This window comes from Comamonas sp. lk (assembly GCF_900564145.1).
In the GTDB taxonomy this organism is placed as follows: Bacteria; Pseudomonadota; Gammaproteobacteria; order Burkholderiales; family Burkholderiaceae_C; genus Comamonas.
The window spans coordinates 542,598-556,545 of sequence record NZ_UOOB01000001.1; the positions used below are offsets into that span (position 1 = coordinate 542,598).

General features: G+C 60.1%; 18 protein-coding genes. 12 read left to right on the forward strand and 6 right to left on the reverse strand.

Translation table 11 applies throughout. From position 1 onward, the window contains the following. Nucleotides 1-2 precede the first annotated feature (2 nt). Both lipB and EAO39_RS02485 read right to left on the reverse strand, forming a co-directional pair. Complete coding sequence (gene lipB, locus EAO39_RS02480) at nt 3-695, reverse strand: lipoyl(octanoyl) transferase LipB (RefSeq protein ID WP_120965903.1); 693 nt, start codon at nt 693-695, stop codon at nt 3-5. Between the two features lie 53 nt (nt 696-748). Further along, entirely contained in the window at nt 749-1,069 is a 321-nt protein-coding gene (locus EAO39_RS02485; RefSeq protein WP_120965905.1) for a DUF493 family protein, read from the reverse strand. A 376-nt stretch (nt 1,070-1,445) separates the two neighbouring features. Between EAO39_RS02485 and EAO39_RS02490 the strand changes: the two genes are divergently transcribed. The 9 genes from EAO39_RS02490 (at nt 1,446) to EAO39_RS02530 (ending at nt 8,587) form a co-directional block, all read left to right on the forward strand. Next, complete coding sequence (locus EAO39_RS02490; protein WP_120965906.1) at nt 1,446-1,919, forward strand: ATP synthase subunit I; 474 nt, start codon at nt 1,446-1,448, stop codon at nt 1,917-1,919. Nucleotides 1,920-1,933: 14 nt separating this feature from the next. Further along, entirely contained in the window at nt 1,934-2,797 is an 864-nt protein-coding gene (gene atpB, locus EAO39_RS02495; RefSeq protein WP_120965908.1) for a F0F1 ATP synthase subunit A, read from the forward strand. A gap of 45 nt (nt 2,798-2,842) precedes the next feature. Beyond that, on the forward strand, nt 2,843-3,094 hold the full coding sequence (gene atpE, locus EAO39_RS02500; protein ID WP_003059376.1) for a F0F1 ATP synthase subunit C: 252 nt from the start codon (nt 2,843-2,845) through the stop codon (nt 3,092-3,094). Between the two features lie 35 nt (nt 3,095-3,129). Further along, nucleotides 3,130-3,600, forward strand: coding sequence for a F0F1 ATP synthase subunit B (locus EAO39_RS02505; protein ID WP_120965910.1), 471 nt, complete (start codon nt 3,130-3,132; stop codon nt 3,598-3,600). A 12-nt stretch (nt 3,601-3,612) separates the two neighbouring features. Continuing rightward, complete coding sequence (locus EAO39_RS02510) at nt 3,613-4,152, forward strand: F0F1 ATP synthase subunit delta (RefSeq protein WP_120965912.1); 540 nt, start codon at nt 3,613-3,615, stop codon at nt 4,150-4,152. A gap of 46 nt (nt 4,153-4,198) precedes the next feature. Further along, entirely contained in the window at nt 4,199-5,758 is a 1,560-nt protein-coding gene (gene atpA / locus EAO39_RS02515; protein ID WP_120965914.1) for a F0F1 ATP synthase subunit alpha, read from the forward strand. A gap of 18 nt (nt 5,759-5,776) precedes the next feature. Next, on the forward strand, nt 5,777-6,643 hold the full coding sequence (atpG, locus tag EAO39_RS02520; protein ID WP_120965916.1) for a F0F1 ATP synthase subunit gamma: 867 nt from the start codon (nt 5,777-5,779) through the stop codon (nt 6,641-6,643). A 34-nt stretch (nt 6,644-6,677) separates the two neighbouring features. Continuing rightward, nucleotides 6,678-8,087 carry a F0F1 ATP synthase subunit beta gene (atpD, locus tag EAO39_RS02525; protein ID WP_120965918.1) on the forward strand — a complete coding sequence of 470 codons (1,410 nt, stop codon included), beginning with the start codon at nt 6,678-6,680 and terminating at the stop codon, nt 8,085-8,087. Nucleotides 8,088-8,170: 83 nt separating this feature from the next. Then, nucleotides 8,171-8,587 carry a F0F1 ATP synthase subunit epsilon gene (locus EAO39_RS02530; RefSeq protein WP_120965920.1) on the forward strand — a complete coding sequence of 139 codons (417 nt, stop codon included), beginning with the start codon at nt 8,171-8,173 and terminating at the stop codon, nt 8,585-8,587. Between the two features lie 165 nt (nt 8,588-8,752). Here EAO39_RS02530 and EAO39_RS02535 read toward each other — a convergent pair whose 3' ends face one another. After that, entirely contained in the window at nt 8,753-9,019 is a 267-nt protein-coding gene (locus tag EAO39_RS02535; protein ID WP_120965922.1) for a hypothetical protein, read from the reverse strand. A 167-nt stretch (nt 9,020-9,186) separates the two neighbouring features. Here EAO39_RS02535 and EAO39_RS02540 point away from each other — a divergent pair, with 167 nt between their 5' ends. Continuing rightward, nucleotides 9,187-9,888 carry a cold shock and DUF1294 domain-containing protein gene (locus tag EAO39_RS02540; protein ID WP_120965924.1) on the forward strand — a complete coding sequence of 234 codons (702 nt, stop codon included), beginning with the start codon at nt 9,187-9,189 and terminating at the stop codon, nt 9,886-9,888. 77 nt (nt 9,889-9,965) lie between these two features. Here the strand turns inward: EAO39_RS02540 and EAO39_RS02545 are convergent, their stop codons facing one another. The 3 genes from EAO39_RS02545 to EAO39_RS02555 are packed head-to-tail and all read right to left on the reverse strand — an operon-like array spanning nt 9,966 to nt 12,077. Beyond that, entirely contained in the window at nt 9,966-10,505 is a 540-nt protein-coding gene (locus tag EAO39_RS02545) for a TPM domain-containing protein (RefSeq protein WP_120965926.1), read from the reverse strand. A gap of 1 nt (nt 10,506) precedes the next feature. Then, nucleotides 10,507-11,427 (reverse strand): TPM domain-containing protein, encoded by a 921-nt coding sequence (locus tag EAO39_RS02550; RefSeq protein WP_120965928.1) that lies wholly within the window; start codon nt 11,425-11,427, stop codon nt 10,507-10,509. Between the two features lie 32 nt (nt 11,428-11,459). Then, entirely contained in the window at nt 11,460-12,077 is a 618-nt protein-coding gene (locus EAO39_RS02555) for a LemA family protein (protein WP_120970610.1), read from the reverse strand. Nucleotides 12,078-12,188: 111 nt separating this feature from the next. Between EAO39_RS02555 and EAO39_RS02560 the strand changes: the two genes are divergently transcribed. After that, the gene (locus EAO39_RS02560; RefSeq protein ID WP_120970612.1) at nt 12,189-12,944 is read left to right on the forward strand and encodes a hypothetical protein; all 756 of its coding nucleotides are present in this window, start codon (nt 12,189-12,191) and stop codon (nt 12,942-12,944) included. Then, nucleotides 12,944-13,945 (forward strand): alpha/beta fold hydrolase, encoded by a 1,002-nt coding sequence (locus EAO39_RS02565; RefSeq protein ID WP_120965930.1) that lies wholly within the window; start codon nt 12,944-12,946, stop codon nt 13,943-13,945. Before EAO39_RS02560 ends, EAO39_RS02565 begins: the two co-directional genes overlap by 1 nt. Nucleotides 13,946-13,948: the final 3 nt, after the last annotated feature.

Below are 13,948 nucleotides of genomic sequence, written 5' to 3' on the forward strand. Positions count from 1 at the left end.
CTCTACGGGGATAGCCGTTTTTGCAGCTGGTGGCCAAGCACGTGCGCGGCCTCATCCCAGGTTGTCTTGATGCCGATTGTAGAAAGGTCCACTGTCTTCAGTCCTGCATATCCGCAAGGGTTGATTCGCAAATAAGGTTCCAAATCCATGTCGACATTGAAGGCCACTCCGTGGTAGGTGCTGTGGCGGCTCACTTTGATGCCCAGGGCCGCAATCTTGCCCAGACCCTCGAAATGTGGCTCGGGCACAGGGCTGCCCGGCTCGCGGTGCTGCGGGCGCTGCTCGAGCATGGCATGGCTGCGCGGGTCATCCAGGCGTACATAGATGCCGGGAGCGCCCGCCACGCGGTGGCCGGTCACGCCAAAGTGATCCAGGGTGCGGATCACGGCATCTTCCAGGCGGTACACGTATTCCTTGACGAAATAGCCGCTGCGCTGCAGATCCAGCAACGGATAGGCCACCACCTGGCCCGGGCCGTGATAAGTCACCTGCCCGCCACGATTGGTGGCCACCACGGGAATGTCTCCGGGCTGCAGCAAATGGTCGACTTTGCCTGCAAGCCCTTGTGTGAAATGCGGTGTGTGCTCACAAATCCATAGCTCATCACGCGTAGATGCATTGCGCGTGCGCGTGAATTCCTGCATGGCTGCGACCGTGTTTTCATAGCCCGTGCGGCCCAGGATGCGCAGATCCATGGGCTCGGGGGGGCTGAGGTCGGCGGGCGTGCTGTGAGCGACTGCCGCGTCGATCACAACACCACCTTCACCAGCGGGTGAGAGGTGAGTGCACGATAGAGGTTGTCCAGCTGTTCGCGACTGGTGGCCGTGACGGTAATGGTCACGCCCAGGTATTTGCCGCCGGCGCTGGGGCGCAGCTCGATGCTGCTGGCATCGAAGTCCGGATCGAACTGCTCGGCAATCTTGGTGATCTCGCCAACGTAGTGCTCGTCCTTGAGGCCCATGACCTTGATGGGGAACTGGGATGGGTACTCGATCAGCGAGTCCTTGCGGGAGTCTTCAACGCTCTCGCCGGCAGCGGGAGTCGGGGTGTTCGGTGTGGTGTCGCTCATAGGATGGATTCCGTGAGTTGTTATCTGTATGGCGCAAGGCAAGCGCTGCGCAGGACAAAAATATTGGCGTCCATTGTGCTTGCTGCCCCTGTAGCCTGCGCTGTGTGCGCCTATTGACGGTCGTCAACGGCCAAAAGCCCTTGAAATTTGCCGGAATTTCAGGGCAATCCGTAATGCATTTCAGTGCACACTTGCGCCCGTTTAGACGCCGCTGGCGACATTTGTTGGACATCAGCGACACGAAACGCGGTGTATGTATGCTTTTATGCATGACAGTAACAACCCCTATCGCTCGGCAGGGGTTTTTACTTATAATCAGAGGCTTTGTTAAAAAGTCTAGTCCGGTTCTTGCAGCTTGGTGGCACCAGAGAAATCAATGAAAAATAGCGCCACTGAACTACAGGATGAGGTTGAAGTCGACGATTTCAAGCCCCTGACTGCACAAGAAGCCTCGGCATGGCGCCAGCGCTTCCCGCAGGTCTCGGTGTGGCGCATCGTCTGGGTTCAGGCGGTGGTTGGCGCTTTGGTAGCGTTGATCGCGTGGCTGGTGACAGGACGTGCTTCCGTGGGTTGGTCGGCCGCTTATGGTGCGCTGGCCGTAGTGATCCCGGCAGCATTGTTTGCAAGAGGCATGGCCCGCCAGCGTCCGGGAGACGCCGGAAGCGCCATGGTCAGAATTTTTGGCTGGGAACTGGTCAAGTTGGTGCTCTGCATTGCCATGTTGGCGGCAGCGCCCAAGCTGGTTCCCAACCTGAGCTGGTTGGCTTTGCTGGCCGGCTTGATTGTTGTAATGAAAACGTATTGGATTGCGCTGCTGGTGCGATCCGGTGTTCGAAAAACTGAAGCTTAAGAAAAGAGTTGACGATGGCCGCTGATGCGCACGCCCCAACTGCAAGTGAATACATCGTTCACCACTTGCAACACCTGCAAAACATCAAGCAGAAGTCCGTCATCGATTTCTCAGTTATCAACTACGACTCCATCGCAGTAGCTGGCATTCTGGGTCTGCTGGGCATCTTTGTGCTCTGGCTGGCTGCCCGCAAGGCGACTTCCGGTGTTCCAGGCCGCTTCCAGGCTGCCGTGGAAATGCTGGTTGAAATGGTGGATAATCAGGCCAAGGCCAATATCCACAACGCCGAATCTCGCAAATTCATCGCTCCTCTGGCACTGACCGTGTTTGTCTGGATTTTCCTGATGAACGCCATGGACATGCTGCCCGTGGATCTGCTGCCTGTGCTGTGGCAAGGCGCTACTGCTGACTCTCACGCTTATCTGCGTGTCGTGCCTACGGCCGATCTGTCCACCACGCTGGGCCTGTCGACTGCCGTGCTGATCCTGTGCCTGTACTACAGCGTCAAGATCAAGGGCCTGGGCGGCTGGGCGCACGAGCTGGTGTCCGCACCGTTCGGCACCTCCAAGAATCCTGTCTTCGCCCTGATCCTGGGCGTGGTCAATCTGCTGATGCAGATTATTGAATACGTTGCCAAGACGGTTTCGCACGGTATGCGACTGTTCGGCAACATGTACGCTGGTGAGCTGGTGTTCATGCTGATTGCCCTGATGGGTGGTGCGGCGGCTATGTCGCTCTCTGGTGTGTTGCTCCCCGTGGGGCACATCATTGCAGGCACGATCTGGGCGATCTTCCACATCTTGGTGATTACCCTGCAAGCCTTCATTTTCATGATGCTGACGCTGATTTATCTCGGCCAAGCACATGAAGCTCACTGACCTTTCCCTTTCACTTTCACTTTCCCTTCATCTCTAGGAGTCATCATGGAAAACGTTCTCGGTCTCGTCGCTCTGGCTTGCGGTCTGATTGTTGGTCTGGGCGCTATCGGCGCTTCTATCGGTATCGCCCTGATGGGTGGCAAGTTCCTGGAATCCTCGGCACGTCAGCCTGAGCTGATCAACGAACTGCAAACCAAGATGTTCATCTTGGCTGGTCTGATCGACGCCGCCTTCCTGATCGGCGTGGCTATCGCTCTGCTGTTCGCTTTTGCCAACCCCTTCCAGCTGGTGGCCTAAGCTCCGTTCAACGCCCTAAATAGAAAGGTGTTGCCGTGAGTATCAACGCGACCCTGTTCGTTCAGGCCATTGTTTTCCTGATCCTGGTGCTGTTCACGATGAAGTTCGTGTGGCCCCCGATTGCGAAGGCACTGGATGAGCGAGCCCAGAAAATCGCCGATGGCCTCGCTGCTGCCGACAAGGCTAAGTCCGAGCTGACCGCTGTTAACAAGCGTGTCGAGCAGGAACTGAGCCAGACGCGCAACGAAACAGCATCGCGGCTTGCGGACGCCGAGCGCCGCGCCCAGGCCATCATCGAAGAGGCCAAGGCCCGTGCGTCAGAAGAAGGCAACAAGATTGTTGCCGCTGCCCGCGCCGAAGCTGAACAGCAAGCCATTGCTGCCCGTGAAGCCCTGCGTGAGCAAGTGGCTGCATTGGCTGTGAAGGGCGCCGAGCAAATCCTCCGCAAGGAAGTGAATGCCGGCATCCACGCTGATCTGCTGAACCGCCTGAAGACAGAGCTGTAAGGAACCGCAAAAATGGCCGAACTCGCCACCATTGCCCGCCCTTACGCCGAAGCATTGTTCAAAGCCTGCGCCGACAAGGGCGCAGACTTGAGCAGCACTGTCGCCTGGGTGGAGGAATTGGCGGCGATTGCCGCCAATCCGCAATTGCGCCAACTGGCTGACAGCCCCAATGTGTCGAAGACTCAGGTGTTCGATGTCATCGCGGGTGTCGCCAAGTCGGCATTGCCCGAGACTGCGCACAATTTCCTGCGCGTAGTTCTCGAAAACGGCCGTCTGGACGTGCTGCCTGAAGTGGCAGCTCAGTTCCGCAGCCTCGTGAACAGCAAGAGCGGCTCTTCGGATGCCGTGGTGTTCAGCGCTTTCCCCATTGAGGATGCAGCGCTGGCCGAGCTGGGCGCTTCGCTGGAAAAGCGCTTTGGCCGCAAGCTGAACCTCACTGTGAAGCTGGAAGAATCGCTGATCGGTGGCGTTCGCGTCGTGGTGGGCGACGAAGTGCTGGACACTTCCGTCAAAGCCCGTCTGGAACAAATGAAAGCGGCCCTCACCGCGTAATGCGCGCTTGAGGTCTCGGCTAAACACAAGAAAGAAGGAAAGAGTCATGCAACTCAATCCCGCAGAAATTTCTGAATTGATCAAGAGCCGCATCGAAGGGCTGGCTGCAAGCACTGACGTCCGTAACCAAGGCACTGTGGTGTCGGTTACCGACGGTATCGTGCGCGTGCACGGCCTGTCCGACGTGATGGCTGGCGAAATGCTGGAATTCCCCGCAGGCGCCGATGGCCAACCTTCCTATGGTCTGGCTCTGAACCTGGAACGCGACTCCGTTGGCGCCGTGATCCTGGGTGCTTACGAGCACATCTCCGAAGGCGCTACCGTCAAGTGCACGGGCCGTATTCTGGAAGTGCCCGTGGGCCCCGAACTGGTCGGCCGTGTGGTGAATGCTCTGGGTCAGCCTATCGACGGCAAGGGTCCCATCAACGCCAAGATGACCGACGTGATCGAAAAGGTTGCGCCTGGTGTGATCGCACGTCAATCCGTGGATCAGCCTCTGCAAACCGGTATCAAGTCCATCGACTCCATGGTGCCCGTGGGCCGTGGTCAGCGCGAACTGATCATTGGTGACCGTCAGACCGGCAAGACTGCCGTGGCTATCGACGCCATCATCAACCAAAAGGGTCAGGGCGTTACCTGTATCTACGTTGCGATCGGCCAAAAGGCTTCTTCGGTCAAGAACGTGGTGCGCGCTCTGGAGCAAGCTGGCGCGATGGAATACACCATCGTTGTGGCTGCTACCGCCTCCGAATCTGCTGCCATGCAGTACGTGTCCGCCTACTCCGGCTGCACGATGGGCGAATACTTCCGTGACCGTGGCGAAGACGCTCTGATCGTTTATGACGATCTGTCCAAGCAAGCCGTGGCTTACCGTCAAGTATCGCTGCTGCTGCGCCGCCCACCAGGCCGCGAAGCTTTCCCTGGCGACGTGTTCTATCTCCACAGCCGTCTGCTCGAACGCGCCGCTCGCGTGAACGCCGACTACGTGGAAGCCTTCACCAAGGGTGCCGTGAAGGGCAAGACCGGTTCTCTGACCGCTCTGCCTATCATCGAAACCCAAGCCGGTGACGTGTCTGCCTTCGTGCCTACCAACGTGATTTCGATCACCGACGGTCAGATCTTCCTGGAAACCAGCCTGTTCAACGCCGGTATCCGTCCCGCTATCAACGCCGGTATCTCGGTGTCCCGCGTGGGTGGTGCTGCTCAGACCAAGCTGGTCAAGGGCCTGTCCGGCGGTATCCGTACCGACTTGGCACAGTACCGTGAACTGGCTGCGTTCGCGCAGTTCGCTTCCGATCTGGACGAAGCAACCCGCAAGCAGCTGGACCGTGGCGCCCGCGTGACTGAATTGCTCAAGCAAGCTCAGTACAGCCCTCTGTCTACCGCCTTGATGGGTACCTCGCTGTTTGCCGTGAACAAGGGTTTCATGGACGACATCGAAGTCAAGCAAGTGTTGGCTTTCGAAGCTGGTCTGCACCAGTTCCTGAAGACCAGCCACGGTGCTCTGCTGGACCGCCTGAACGAAAAACGTGCTTTCGACAAGGAAGGCAAGGACGAAGCTGAATTGACCGCGGCTGTTGCTGCGTTCAAGAAGTCGTTCGCTTAATCCGGACGAGGAGCCATCATGGCAGCAGGTAAGGAAATACGCGGCAAGATCAAATCGGTGGAAAACACCAAGAAGATCACCAAAGCCATGGAAATGGTGGCTGCATCCAAAATGCGCAAGGCGCAGGAACGGATGCTGGCTGCCCGTCCATACAGCGAAAAAATCCGCAACATTGCAGCCAACCTTGGTCAAGCCAACCCTGAATATGTGCATCCGTTCATGCAAGTGAACGATGCCAAGAAGGCCGGCGTCATCGTAGTGACGACCGACAAGGGCTTGTGCGGCGGCATGAACACAAACGTGTTGCGTGTCGTCACGACCAAGTTGCGCGAGCTGCAGGATGCGGGTGTTTCGACAGAAGCAGTGGCCATCGGCGGCAAGGGACTGGGTTTCCTGAACCGCGTCGGTGCCAAGGTGGTCTCCCACGCTACAGGCCTGGGTGACACGCCCCATCTCGACAAGCTGATCGGGCCGGTCAAGGTGCTGCTGGATCAATACGCTGAAGGCAAGCTGAACGCGGTGTACCTCTCGTACACCAAGTTCATCAACACCATGAAGCAAGAGTCGGTAGTGGAGCAATTGCTTCCACTGTCGTCCGAAAAATTGCAAGCCGAGAAGACGGGTGCAACCTGGGAATACATCTACGAACCTGACGCTCAAAGCGTCATTGACGAACTGCTGGTTCGTTACGTGGAATCCCTCGTGTACCAGGCAGTGGCGGAAAACATGGCGTCCGAGCAATCGGCGCGCATGGTGGCCATGAAGGCCGCAACCGACAACGCTGGCAGTGTCATTGGTGAGTTGAAGCTGATCTACAACAAGACGCGTCAGGCAGCGATTACGACCGAATTGTCGGAAATCGTGGCAGGCGCCGCCGCTGTGTAAACGGCTTTAACAAACAAACAGATTGGAGCAAAGAATGGCTCAAGTACAAGGCAAGATTGTTCAATGTATCGGCGCCGTGGTGGACGTGGAGTTCGCTCACGGCCAGGTGCCCAAGGTGTATGACGCCTTGAAGCTGGAAGGTTCGGCCCTGACCCTGGAAGTTCAGCAACAGCTGGGCGACGGCGTGGTGCGTACCATTGCCCTGGGTTCTTCGGACGGCATCAAGCGCGGTCTGATGGTGACTAACACCGGCAACCCCATCACCGTGCCCGTGGGCAAGGCGACTCTGGGTCGTATCATGGACGTGCTGGGTAACCCCATCGACGAACGTGGCGACGTGGACCAGACCCTGACGGCCCCCATCCACCGCAAGGCTCCTGCGTACGACGAACTGTCGCCTTCGCAAGAACTGCTGGAAACCGGCATCAAGGTGATCGACTTGATCTCTCCTTTCGCCAAGGGCGGCAAGGTGGGTCTGTTCGGTGGCGCCGGTGTGGGCAAGACCGTGAACATGATGGAACTCATCAACAACATCGCCAAGGGCCACGGTGGTCTGTCGGTGTTTGCTGGTGTGGGCGAGCGTACCCGTGAAGGTAACGACTTCTATCACGAAATGTCGGACGCCGGCGTGGTGAACCAAGAGTCGCTGGGCGACTCCAAGGTCGCCATGGTGTACGGTCAGATGAACGAGCCCCCAGGAAACCGTCTGCGCGTTGCGCTGACCGGCCTGACCATGGCCGAAGCTTTCCGTGACGAAGGCAAGGACGTTCTGTTCTTCGTGGACAACATCTACCGCTACACACTGGCCGGTACAGAAGTGTCCGCTCTGCTGGGCCGTATGCCTTCCGCCGTGGGCTACCAGCCTACTCTGGCTGAAGAAATGGGCAAGCTGCAAGAGCGTATTACGTCCACCAAGGTCGGTTCGATCACTTCCATCCAAGCCGTTTACGTGCCTGCCGATGACTTGACCGATCCTTCGCCTGCTACGACGTTTGCTCACTTGGACTCCACCGTCGTGCTGTCCCGTGACATCGCTTCGCTGGGTATCTACCCCGCTGTGGATCCTCTGGACTCCACCAGCCGCCAACTGGACCCCCAAGTGGTGGGCGAAGAGCACTACACCGTGGCCCGCCAAGTGCAGGGCACGCTGCAGCGCTACAAGGAACTGCGCGACATCATCGCGATTCTGGGTATGGACGAGCTGGCTCCTGAAGACAAGCTCACCGTGTCCCGCGCTCGCAAGATCCAGCGTTTCCTGTCGCAGCCTTTCCACGTGGCCGAAGTGTTCACTGGCGCTCCTGGCAAGTACGTGGCTCTGGCCGAAACCATCCGTGGTTTCAAGATGATCTGCGCCGGCGAAGCCGACCACCTGCCCGAGCAGGCCTTCTACATGGTTGGTACCATCGACGAAGCCTTCGAGAAGGCCAAGAAGCTGGCCGCCTAAGGTGAACCACGGGCAAGAGGTGCGCAAGCGCCTCCTGCCTGTACACCTGAAGCCCAGATTCCCACCTTTTCCAAGGAGCCAAGATGAACACCATCCACGTTGATGTGGTCAGTGCCGAAGAGTCCATCTTCTCCGGTGAAGCGCGCTTTGTCGCTTTGCCCGGTGAAGCGGGCGAGTTGGGCATTTATCCCCGCCACACACCGCTGATCACCCGCATCAAGCCGGGTTCGGTTCGCATCGAGATGCCCGATGGCAAGGAAGAGTTTGTCTTCGTTGCCGGCGGCATTCTGGAAGTGCAACCCAACTGCGTGACCGTGCTGTCCGACACCGCCATCCGCGGCAAGGATCTGGACGATGAAAAGGCGCAAAAGGCCAAGGCTGCTGCCGAGGAAGCCCTGAAGAACGCCAAGAGCGAGCTGGACCTGGCCAAGGCCCAGTCCGAGCTGGCCGTCATGGCGGCTCAGATCGCTGCTCTGCGCAAGTTCCGCCAAAAGCGTTGATTGCTTTCGCACAAGGCCCGGCTTTGTGCGGACGCCAAAAAGCCACCAGCTCTGGTGGCTTTTTTTATGCCTGTGCTGCTATTGATTAAATAGCCGCTGATGCATAAAAGAAAAGGGCTTGAAGGTGTTTTTCCTTCAAGCCCTTGGCTTTAGCGGTTTGGCCGCTCAGTTGCAGCTGGCCTGGTACACATAGACCACGGAATTGTCGATAGGGTCGACCGTGCGTGACTTGTGCGTCACGGCCTTGGCGGGAGCGGGGCACAGATTGCGGATCTGGGCTTCGCACTTCTTGGGATCATCGACCTTGAGCTTGCAGCTCAAAGCGTAGTCGTATTCCTCGGGCGTTGCAGCGCCCCGGGGGCTGATGGACGAGCAAGCGCTCAGTGCCAGAGCCGAGCCGATGATGGCGAGAGAGAACAGAGATTTCTTCATGTTGGTGCTTTCGTCGGTAAATCGTTGCCGCCACGACGCTATCACAGTCGGCCGGTGTTCGGAGCAAACCACGAATTGTGGCGCAAGCCGCCGAAGACGGTGGCTGGATTGGCAGCGGGTCGTTGATTTGCGACAATCCGGCGCTTTGAACAAACGGAGTGCGTGGCATGCGCTACAGCGGAACCTTGGCGCAATGGAATGACGAGCGCGGCTTTGGCTGGATAGAGGCCGATGAGGGCGGCGAGCGCGTCTTTGTGCACATCAGCGCTTTTGAGCCGCGTCCGCCGGCCGACCAGCGCCCGCAAACAGGCCAGCGTCTGCAGTTTGGCGTGGGAATGGATGCTGGCAAAAAGCGGGCGCAAAAGGTGGTCTGGCGCTTGAATGCATCGGCCGCTCGCGCAGGCAGTCGCAGCACTTTCGCCAACCCATCCCCGTCTCGTCAGCGTGCACAGCGCTCCGCGGAACGCCACAGCCCGCGCCAAGCCGCAGCTGCGGGCACCTTGCGCATACCCAGCCGCTGGAGCTATGGTGCTTTGCTGCTCTGGCTGGGGCTGATGCTGTTTGCCGCTGTGCAATGGGGTGTTCCGCGCCTGATCTGGCTGGCCTATGGCGGCATGAGTCTGCTGACCTTCATGGCTTACTGGCAGGACAAATGGGCGGCGCAGCAAGGCCGCTGGCGCACGCCGGAAAAAACCTTGCAGACCCTGGCCCTGGCCTGTGGCTGGCCAGGCGCGGTGCTGGCCCAACAATGGCTGCGGCACAAATCCAGCAAGGCCCGCTTTCAGGCCTTGTTCTGGCTGGTAGTGCTGATCAATGTGGCGGCCGTGCTGTGGCTGTGCTCGCCTTACGGACGCCATCTGCTGGGCTGAATTTGCGCCGGAAAATCTAGCTGAATAAGGCTGAGGCGCTGATAAATCAAGCGCAAGATGCTATCGATACTGATGGTTCAGCGGCCAGGTAAATGGCGTTCGACCACCGGCATATCGGGTAGCTCGTCATGCGTGGTGTCGCGCTTGCCCGGCAGGCGGGGAAAGCGTTCTTCGAGTTGGCGGCTCACGCGCTCCAGCGCGCCTCGCAGGCCCACGGCGTAGTGGCCGCCCTGGAAGGCCGAGCGCATATCGCTGATCAGCGTTTGCCACTGCTCCTGGCCCATGGTGCGGTGCAGAGCCCGGTCGGCCACGATTTCGATGGCATGGTCGGCCATCAGCAAATAAATCAGCACGCCGTTGTTGTGTTCCGTATCCCAGACGCGCAGCTTGCTGAAAAGCGAGAGGGCGCGCTGGCGTGGCGTGGCATGGCCCCAGATATAGCTCCAGGGCAGGCCCGCCTCCACGCAGATGCGCACCTGGCCGGTGTGGCGCAGCTCGCTTTGGGCAATCAGCTGTTCCAGCTCTGCCAGCACAGCAACCGGCAGGGCCTGATTGAGTTGCCGCTCGGCCCAGCGATGGCGTACCAGTCTTGCCAGGCGATGAAAAATAGTGCTCATCTCACCAATCCCCCGAGGCGCCGCCGCCACCAAAGCTGCCGCCGCCACCCGAGCTGAAACCGCCACCGCCGCCGCTGCCTGAGCTCCAGCTGCCACCACCGCCGCCGCTGCTGATGTAAGGCCCGCCACCGCCTCCACCGCGCGAGAGGTTGGAGAGCAGGGTGAAGATCAGGCCCAGAAAGGCGGCAAAACCGGCAATCAGCAAGCTGGTGGTGAAAAAATAGGCGGCCAGACCGGCCACGCCACCCACCACCAGCGATCCGAGAAAGCGCCCAAAGATGGCGCGCGCAACGGCAATGCCTATGGGAAAGCCAAAGAACAGCAAAGGCAGCAGGAATTCCGCATAGTCGCTGAACGGCGTGCTCGACGAGGAGGAGGGCCGTGGCTCGGGAGCCGGCAGCTTCTCGCCGCGAATCAGCATGGCCATCTGGTCAATCGCATCCGAGAGACCGCCCGCGTAGTCGTTGGCGCGGAATTTCGGCTTCATGGCGTTGTCGATGATGCGGCTGGCCTGCAGGTCGGGAATTGCCCCTTCCAGCTTGCGCGCCACCTCGATGCGCATGCGTCTGTCGTTCTTGGCCACCAGGATGAGGGCGCCGTCACCTATGTCCATGCGGCCGATCTTCCAGCTACTGGCCACGCGCCAGGCGTAGGCGGCAATGTCTTCCGGTGCCGTGGTGGGGACCATGAGCACCACCACCTGTGCGCCCGTGCTGTCCTCCAGCGCCTTGAGCTTTTGGCTCAGCGATTGCTGCTCGCTTTCGCTCAGTGTCTGGGTCTGATCCAGCACCCGGGCCGTAAGCGCGGGTACGGGCTGCAGCTGGGTGCCGGGGGGCTGACTGGTTTGTGCGTGACTGGGCAGCAGCCACAGCCATGCAAAAACAATAGCCGCCAGCGTATGCCACAAGCGCGTCATAGGCATGTTTGACACAGGGTTTGCCTATGGACGGGCAGTTACTTGCTGCCAGCCGGTGCCGCAGGTGCGGAGAAGTCCACCTTGGGCGGGCTGGAGATTTCGGCTTCGTTTTGCACCGTGAAATTGGGCTTGACGGCGTAGCCGAACACCTTGGCGGTCAGATTGCTCGGGAAGCTGCGTGCCAGCACGTTATAGGCCTGCACCGTGCCTATGTATTCGTTGCGGGCCACGGTGATGCGGTTTTCCGTGCCTTCCAGCGTCACGCGCAAATCGCGGAAGCCCTGGTTGGCCTGCAGCTGCGGATAGCGCTCGGAGACCACCATCAGGCGCGAGAGGGCGCTGGACAGCTCGCCTTGTGCCTGCTGGAATTTGTTGAAAGCTTCGGGGTTGTTAATCAGCTCGGGCGTGGCCTGGATGGAGGTGGCTTTGGAGCGGGCCTCGATCACCTTGGTCAGCGTGTCCTGTTCGAAGCTGGCTTCGCCCTTGACCGTGGCCACGATGTTGGGCACCAGGTCTGCGCGGCGCTGGTACTGGTTGAGCACCTCGCTCCAGGCGGCCTTGGATTTTTCATCCAGACGCTGGAAATCGTTGTAGCCGCAACCGTGCAGGGTGAGCAGCGACACCATTGTTGCGAACAAGAGCAGCCAGCGTTTCATGGGTTCATCCATTCACGATAAAAGAGAGTAAACAATAGCATATGGCCTGGCATGAGGCGCTGGGCCGACCGCGCGCCCAAGGCCGGCCTTGAACACGCTAGCATTGCCGTCATGACCGCTGTCTCTCCCATGGATGCTTTGCGCGCCGCCTCACGCCCCACGGCTGCAATGCCTGCCGGGCCGCGCATGCTGCTGGCCGGCGCCACGGGCTCGCTGGGCAATGAAGTGCTCAACCGCCTGGTGGGCGGGCAAAGCTATGCGCAAGTGCAGGTGCTGGCCCAGTCGCCCTATATAGAGGCGGTGCGCGGCATGCAGCTGCTGCAGGTGCTGGGCAATGAGCTGAGTCGGTGGCCACAAGTGGCGGCCGATGTGGGGGTGATCATGTTTGAGCCGCCGCGTGCCTTCTACCAACGCGAGCGTGCGCTGTGGACGCCTCAGCCGCAACAGCTGGGCGGCGTGGCGCGGTGGATGCACGGCTGCGGCGTCAAGAGCTTGGCCGTGGTGCTGCCCCATGAAATGGGGCGCTTGCCCGAGGCCGTCAAGCACGGGCTGGCCAATCTGGATGAGCATGAGGTGGCGGCACTGGGGTTCGAGCGGCTGATCTTTGTGCGTTCGGCCATGGCAGCGGCCCGGCCCGCGCCCGCTGATTTCTTGCAGAGCGTGGCGCAAATGCTGTTCTCCGCCTGGAGCTATATGGTGCCGAGCAATGAGCGGCCCGTGCGCGCCGTGCATGTGGCCAGGCTGGTAGAGGCCGCCCTGAACCAGGCGCCCGCCGGCATTCATGTGGCGCCACCGGAGCTGGTATGGCGTTCGGCACAGAAAAATGCCTTGCAGCCAGAGCTCAAGGCCTGGCTGGACAGGGGCTGATGCAAAATTTTCGCGCTCCCTGGTGGCTGCCCGGCGGTCACCTGCAAACTATCTGGTCGGCGCTGGTGGCGCGGCGCAGCCTGGGCGCGCAAGCTGTCTTGCCCTGGCGGCGTGAGCGCTGGGAGACGCCCGATGGCGATTTTGTCGATGTAGATTTTTTGGCCGTGCCGGCAGCTCGCGCTGCGCCTTTGCTGGTGCTGTTTCATGGGCTGGAGGGCTCGTCTTCCAGCCACTACCCGCAAGCCATGGCCCAGGTGTGCGCCGCCAAGGGCTGGCAGCTGGCCGTGCCGCATTTCAGGGGCTGCAGCGGCGAGCCCAATCGCCTGCCGCGTGCCTATCACTCAGGGGATGCGGACGAGATAGCCTGGATTCTGGCCGGCATGAAGCAGCGCGCTGCGGGTGAGGTGCTGGCCATGGGCGTCTCGCTGGGCGGCAATGCGCTGGCTTGCTGGGCCGCCTTGCAGCAGGAGCGGGCCAAAGACTGGGTCCGTGCTGCAGCCGTGGTCTGTGCGCCCTTGGATCTGACTGCCGGTGGCAACCGCCTGGGCAAGGGCTTAAATCGCTGGCTCTATACCCGCATGTTTTTGCGTACCCTGGTGCCCAAGGCGCTGGGCAAGTGGGAGCTGTCGCCCGGCCTGTTCGATAAAAGTGCTTTGCTGCGCGCCAGGGATTTGCGGGCCTTTGATGATGTGTTCACCGCCCCGGTACATGGCTTCAAGGATGCCGAGGATTACTGGTGCCGCGCTTCGGCCAAGCCACTGCTCAAGCAGGTGCGCCTGCCCATGCTGCTGCTCAATGCGCGCAACGATCCTTTTGTGCCCGAAAACAGTCTGCCCGCAGAGTCCGAAGTAAGTGAATGCATACATCTGTGGCGGCCCTTGCATGGCGGCCATGTGGGTTTTGCCAGCGGTCGCTGGCCGGGCCATGTGCTGGCCATGCCCCAAGCCGTGGCAGACTGGCTGGAGCAGCAGTTAACAGATCAGACAACCGGCAAGGAGTAGAGA

Excerpts from the sequence above, each read along its gene's own strand:
- EAO39_RS02565 (WP_120965930.1), top strand. The coding sequence starts at position 12,944 with ATGCAAAATTTTCGCGCTCCCTGGTGGCTGCCCGGCGGTCACCTGCAA.
- lipB (WP_120965903.1), bottom strand. The coding sequence starts at position 695 with ATGGATCTGCGCATCCTGGGCCGCACGGGCTATGAAAACACGGTCGCA.
- atpE (WP_003059376.1), top strand. The coding sequence starts at position 2,843 with ATGGAAAACGTTCTCGGTCTCGTCGCTCTGGCTTGCGGTCTGATTGTT.
- EAO39_RS02540 (WP_120965924.1), top strand. The coding sequence starts at position 9,187 with ATGCGCTACAGCGGAACCTTGGCGCAATGGAATGACGAGCGCGGCTTT.
- EAO39_RS02560 (WP_120970612.1), top strand. The coding sequence starts at position 12,189 with ATGACCGCTGTCTCTCCCATGGATGCTTTGCGCGCCGCCTCACGCCCC.
- EAO39_RS02510 (WP_120965912.1), top strand. The coding sequence starts at position 3,613 with ATGGCCGAACTCGCCACCATTGCCCGCCCTTACGCCGAAGCATTGTTC.
- EAO39_RS02535 (WP_120965922.1), bottom strand. The coding sequence starts at position 9,019 with ATGAAGAAATCTCTGTTCTCTCTCGCCATCATCGGCTCGGCTCTGGCA.
- atpB (WP_120965908.1), top strand. The coding sequence starts at position 1,934 with ATGGCCGCTGATGCGCACGCCCCAACTGCAAGTGAATACATCGTTCAC.
- EAO39_RS02485 (WP_120965905.1), bottom strand. The coding sequence starts at position 1,069 with ATGAGCGACACCACACCGAACACCCCGACTCCCGCTGCCGGCGAGAGC.
- EAO39_RS02490 (WP_120965906.1), top strand. The coding sequence starts at position 1,446 with ATGAAAAATAGCGCCACTGAACTACAGGATGAGGTTGAAGTCGACGAT.
- EAO39_RS02530 (WP_120965920.1), top strand. The coding sequence starts at position 8,171 with ATGAACACCATCCACGTTGATGTGGTCAGTGCCGAAGAGTCCATCTTC.
- EAO39_RS02550 (WP_120965928.1), bottom strand. The coding sequence starts at position 11,427 with ATGCCTATGACGCGCTTGTGGCATACGCTGGCGGCTATTGTTTTTGCA.
- EAO39_RS02545 (WP_120965926.1), bottom strand. The coding sequence starts at position 10,505 with ATGAGCACTATTTTTCATCGCCTGGCAAGACTGGTACGCCATCGCTGG.
- atpG (WP_120965916.1), top strand. The coding sequence starts at position 5,777 with ATGGCAGCAGGTAAGGAAATACGCGGCAAGATCAAATCGGTGGAAAAC.
- atpD (WP_120965918.1), top strand. The coding sequence starts at position 6,678 with ATGGCTCAAGTACAAGGCAAGATTGTTCAATGTATCGGCGCCGTGGTG.
- EAO39_RS02555 (WP_120970610.1), bottom strand. The coding sequence starts at position 12,077 with ATGAAACGCTGGCTGCTCTTGTTCGCAACAATGGTGTCGCTGCTCACC.
- atpA (WP_120965914.1), top strand. The coding sequence starts at position 4,199 with ATGCAACTCAATCCCGCAGAAATTTCTGAATTGATCAAGAGCCGCATC.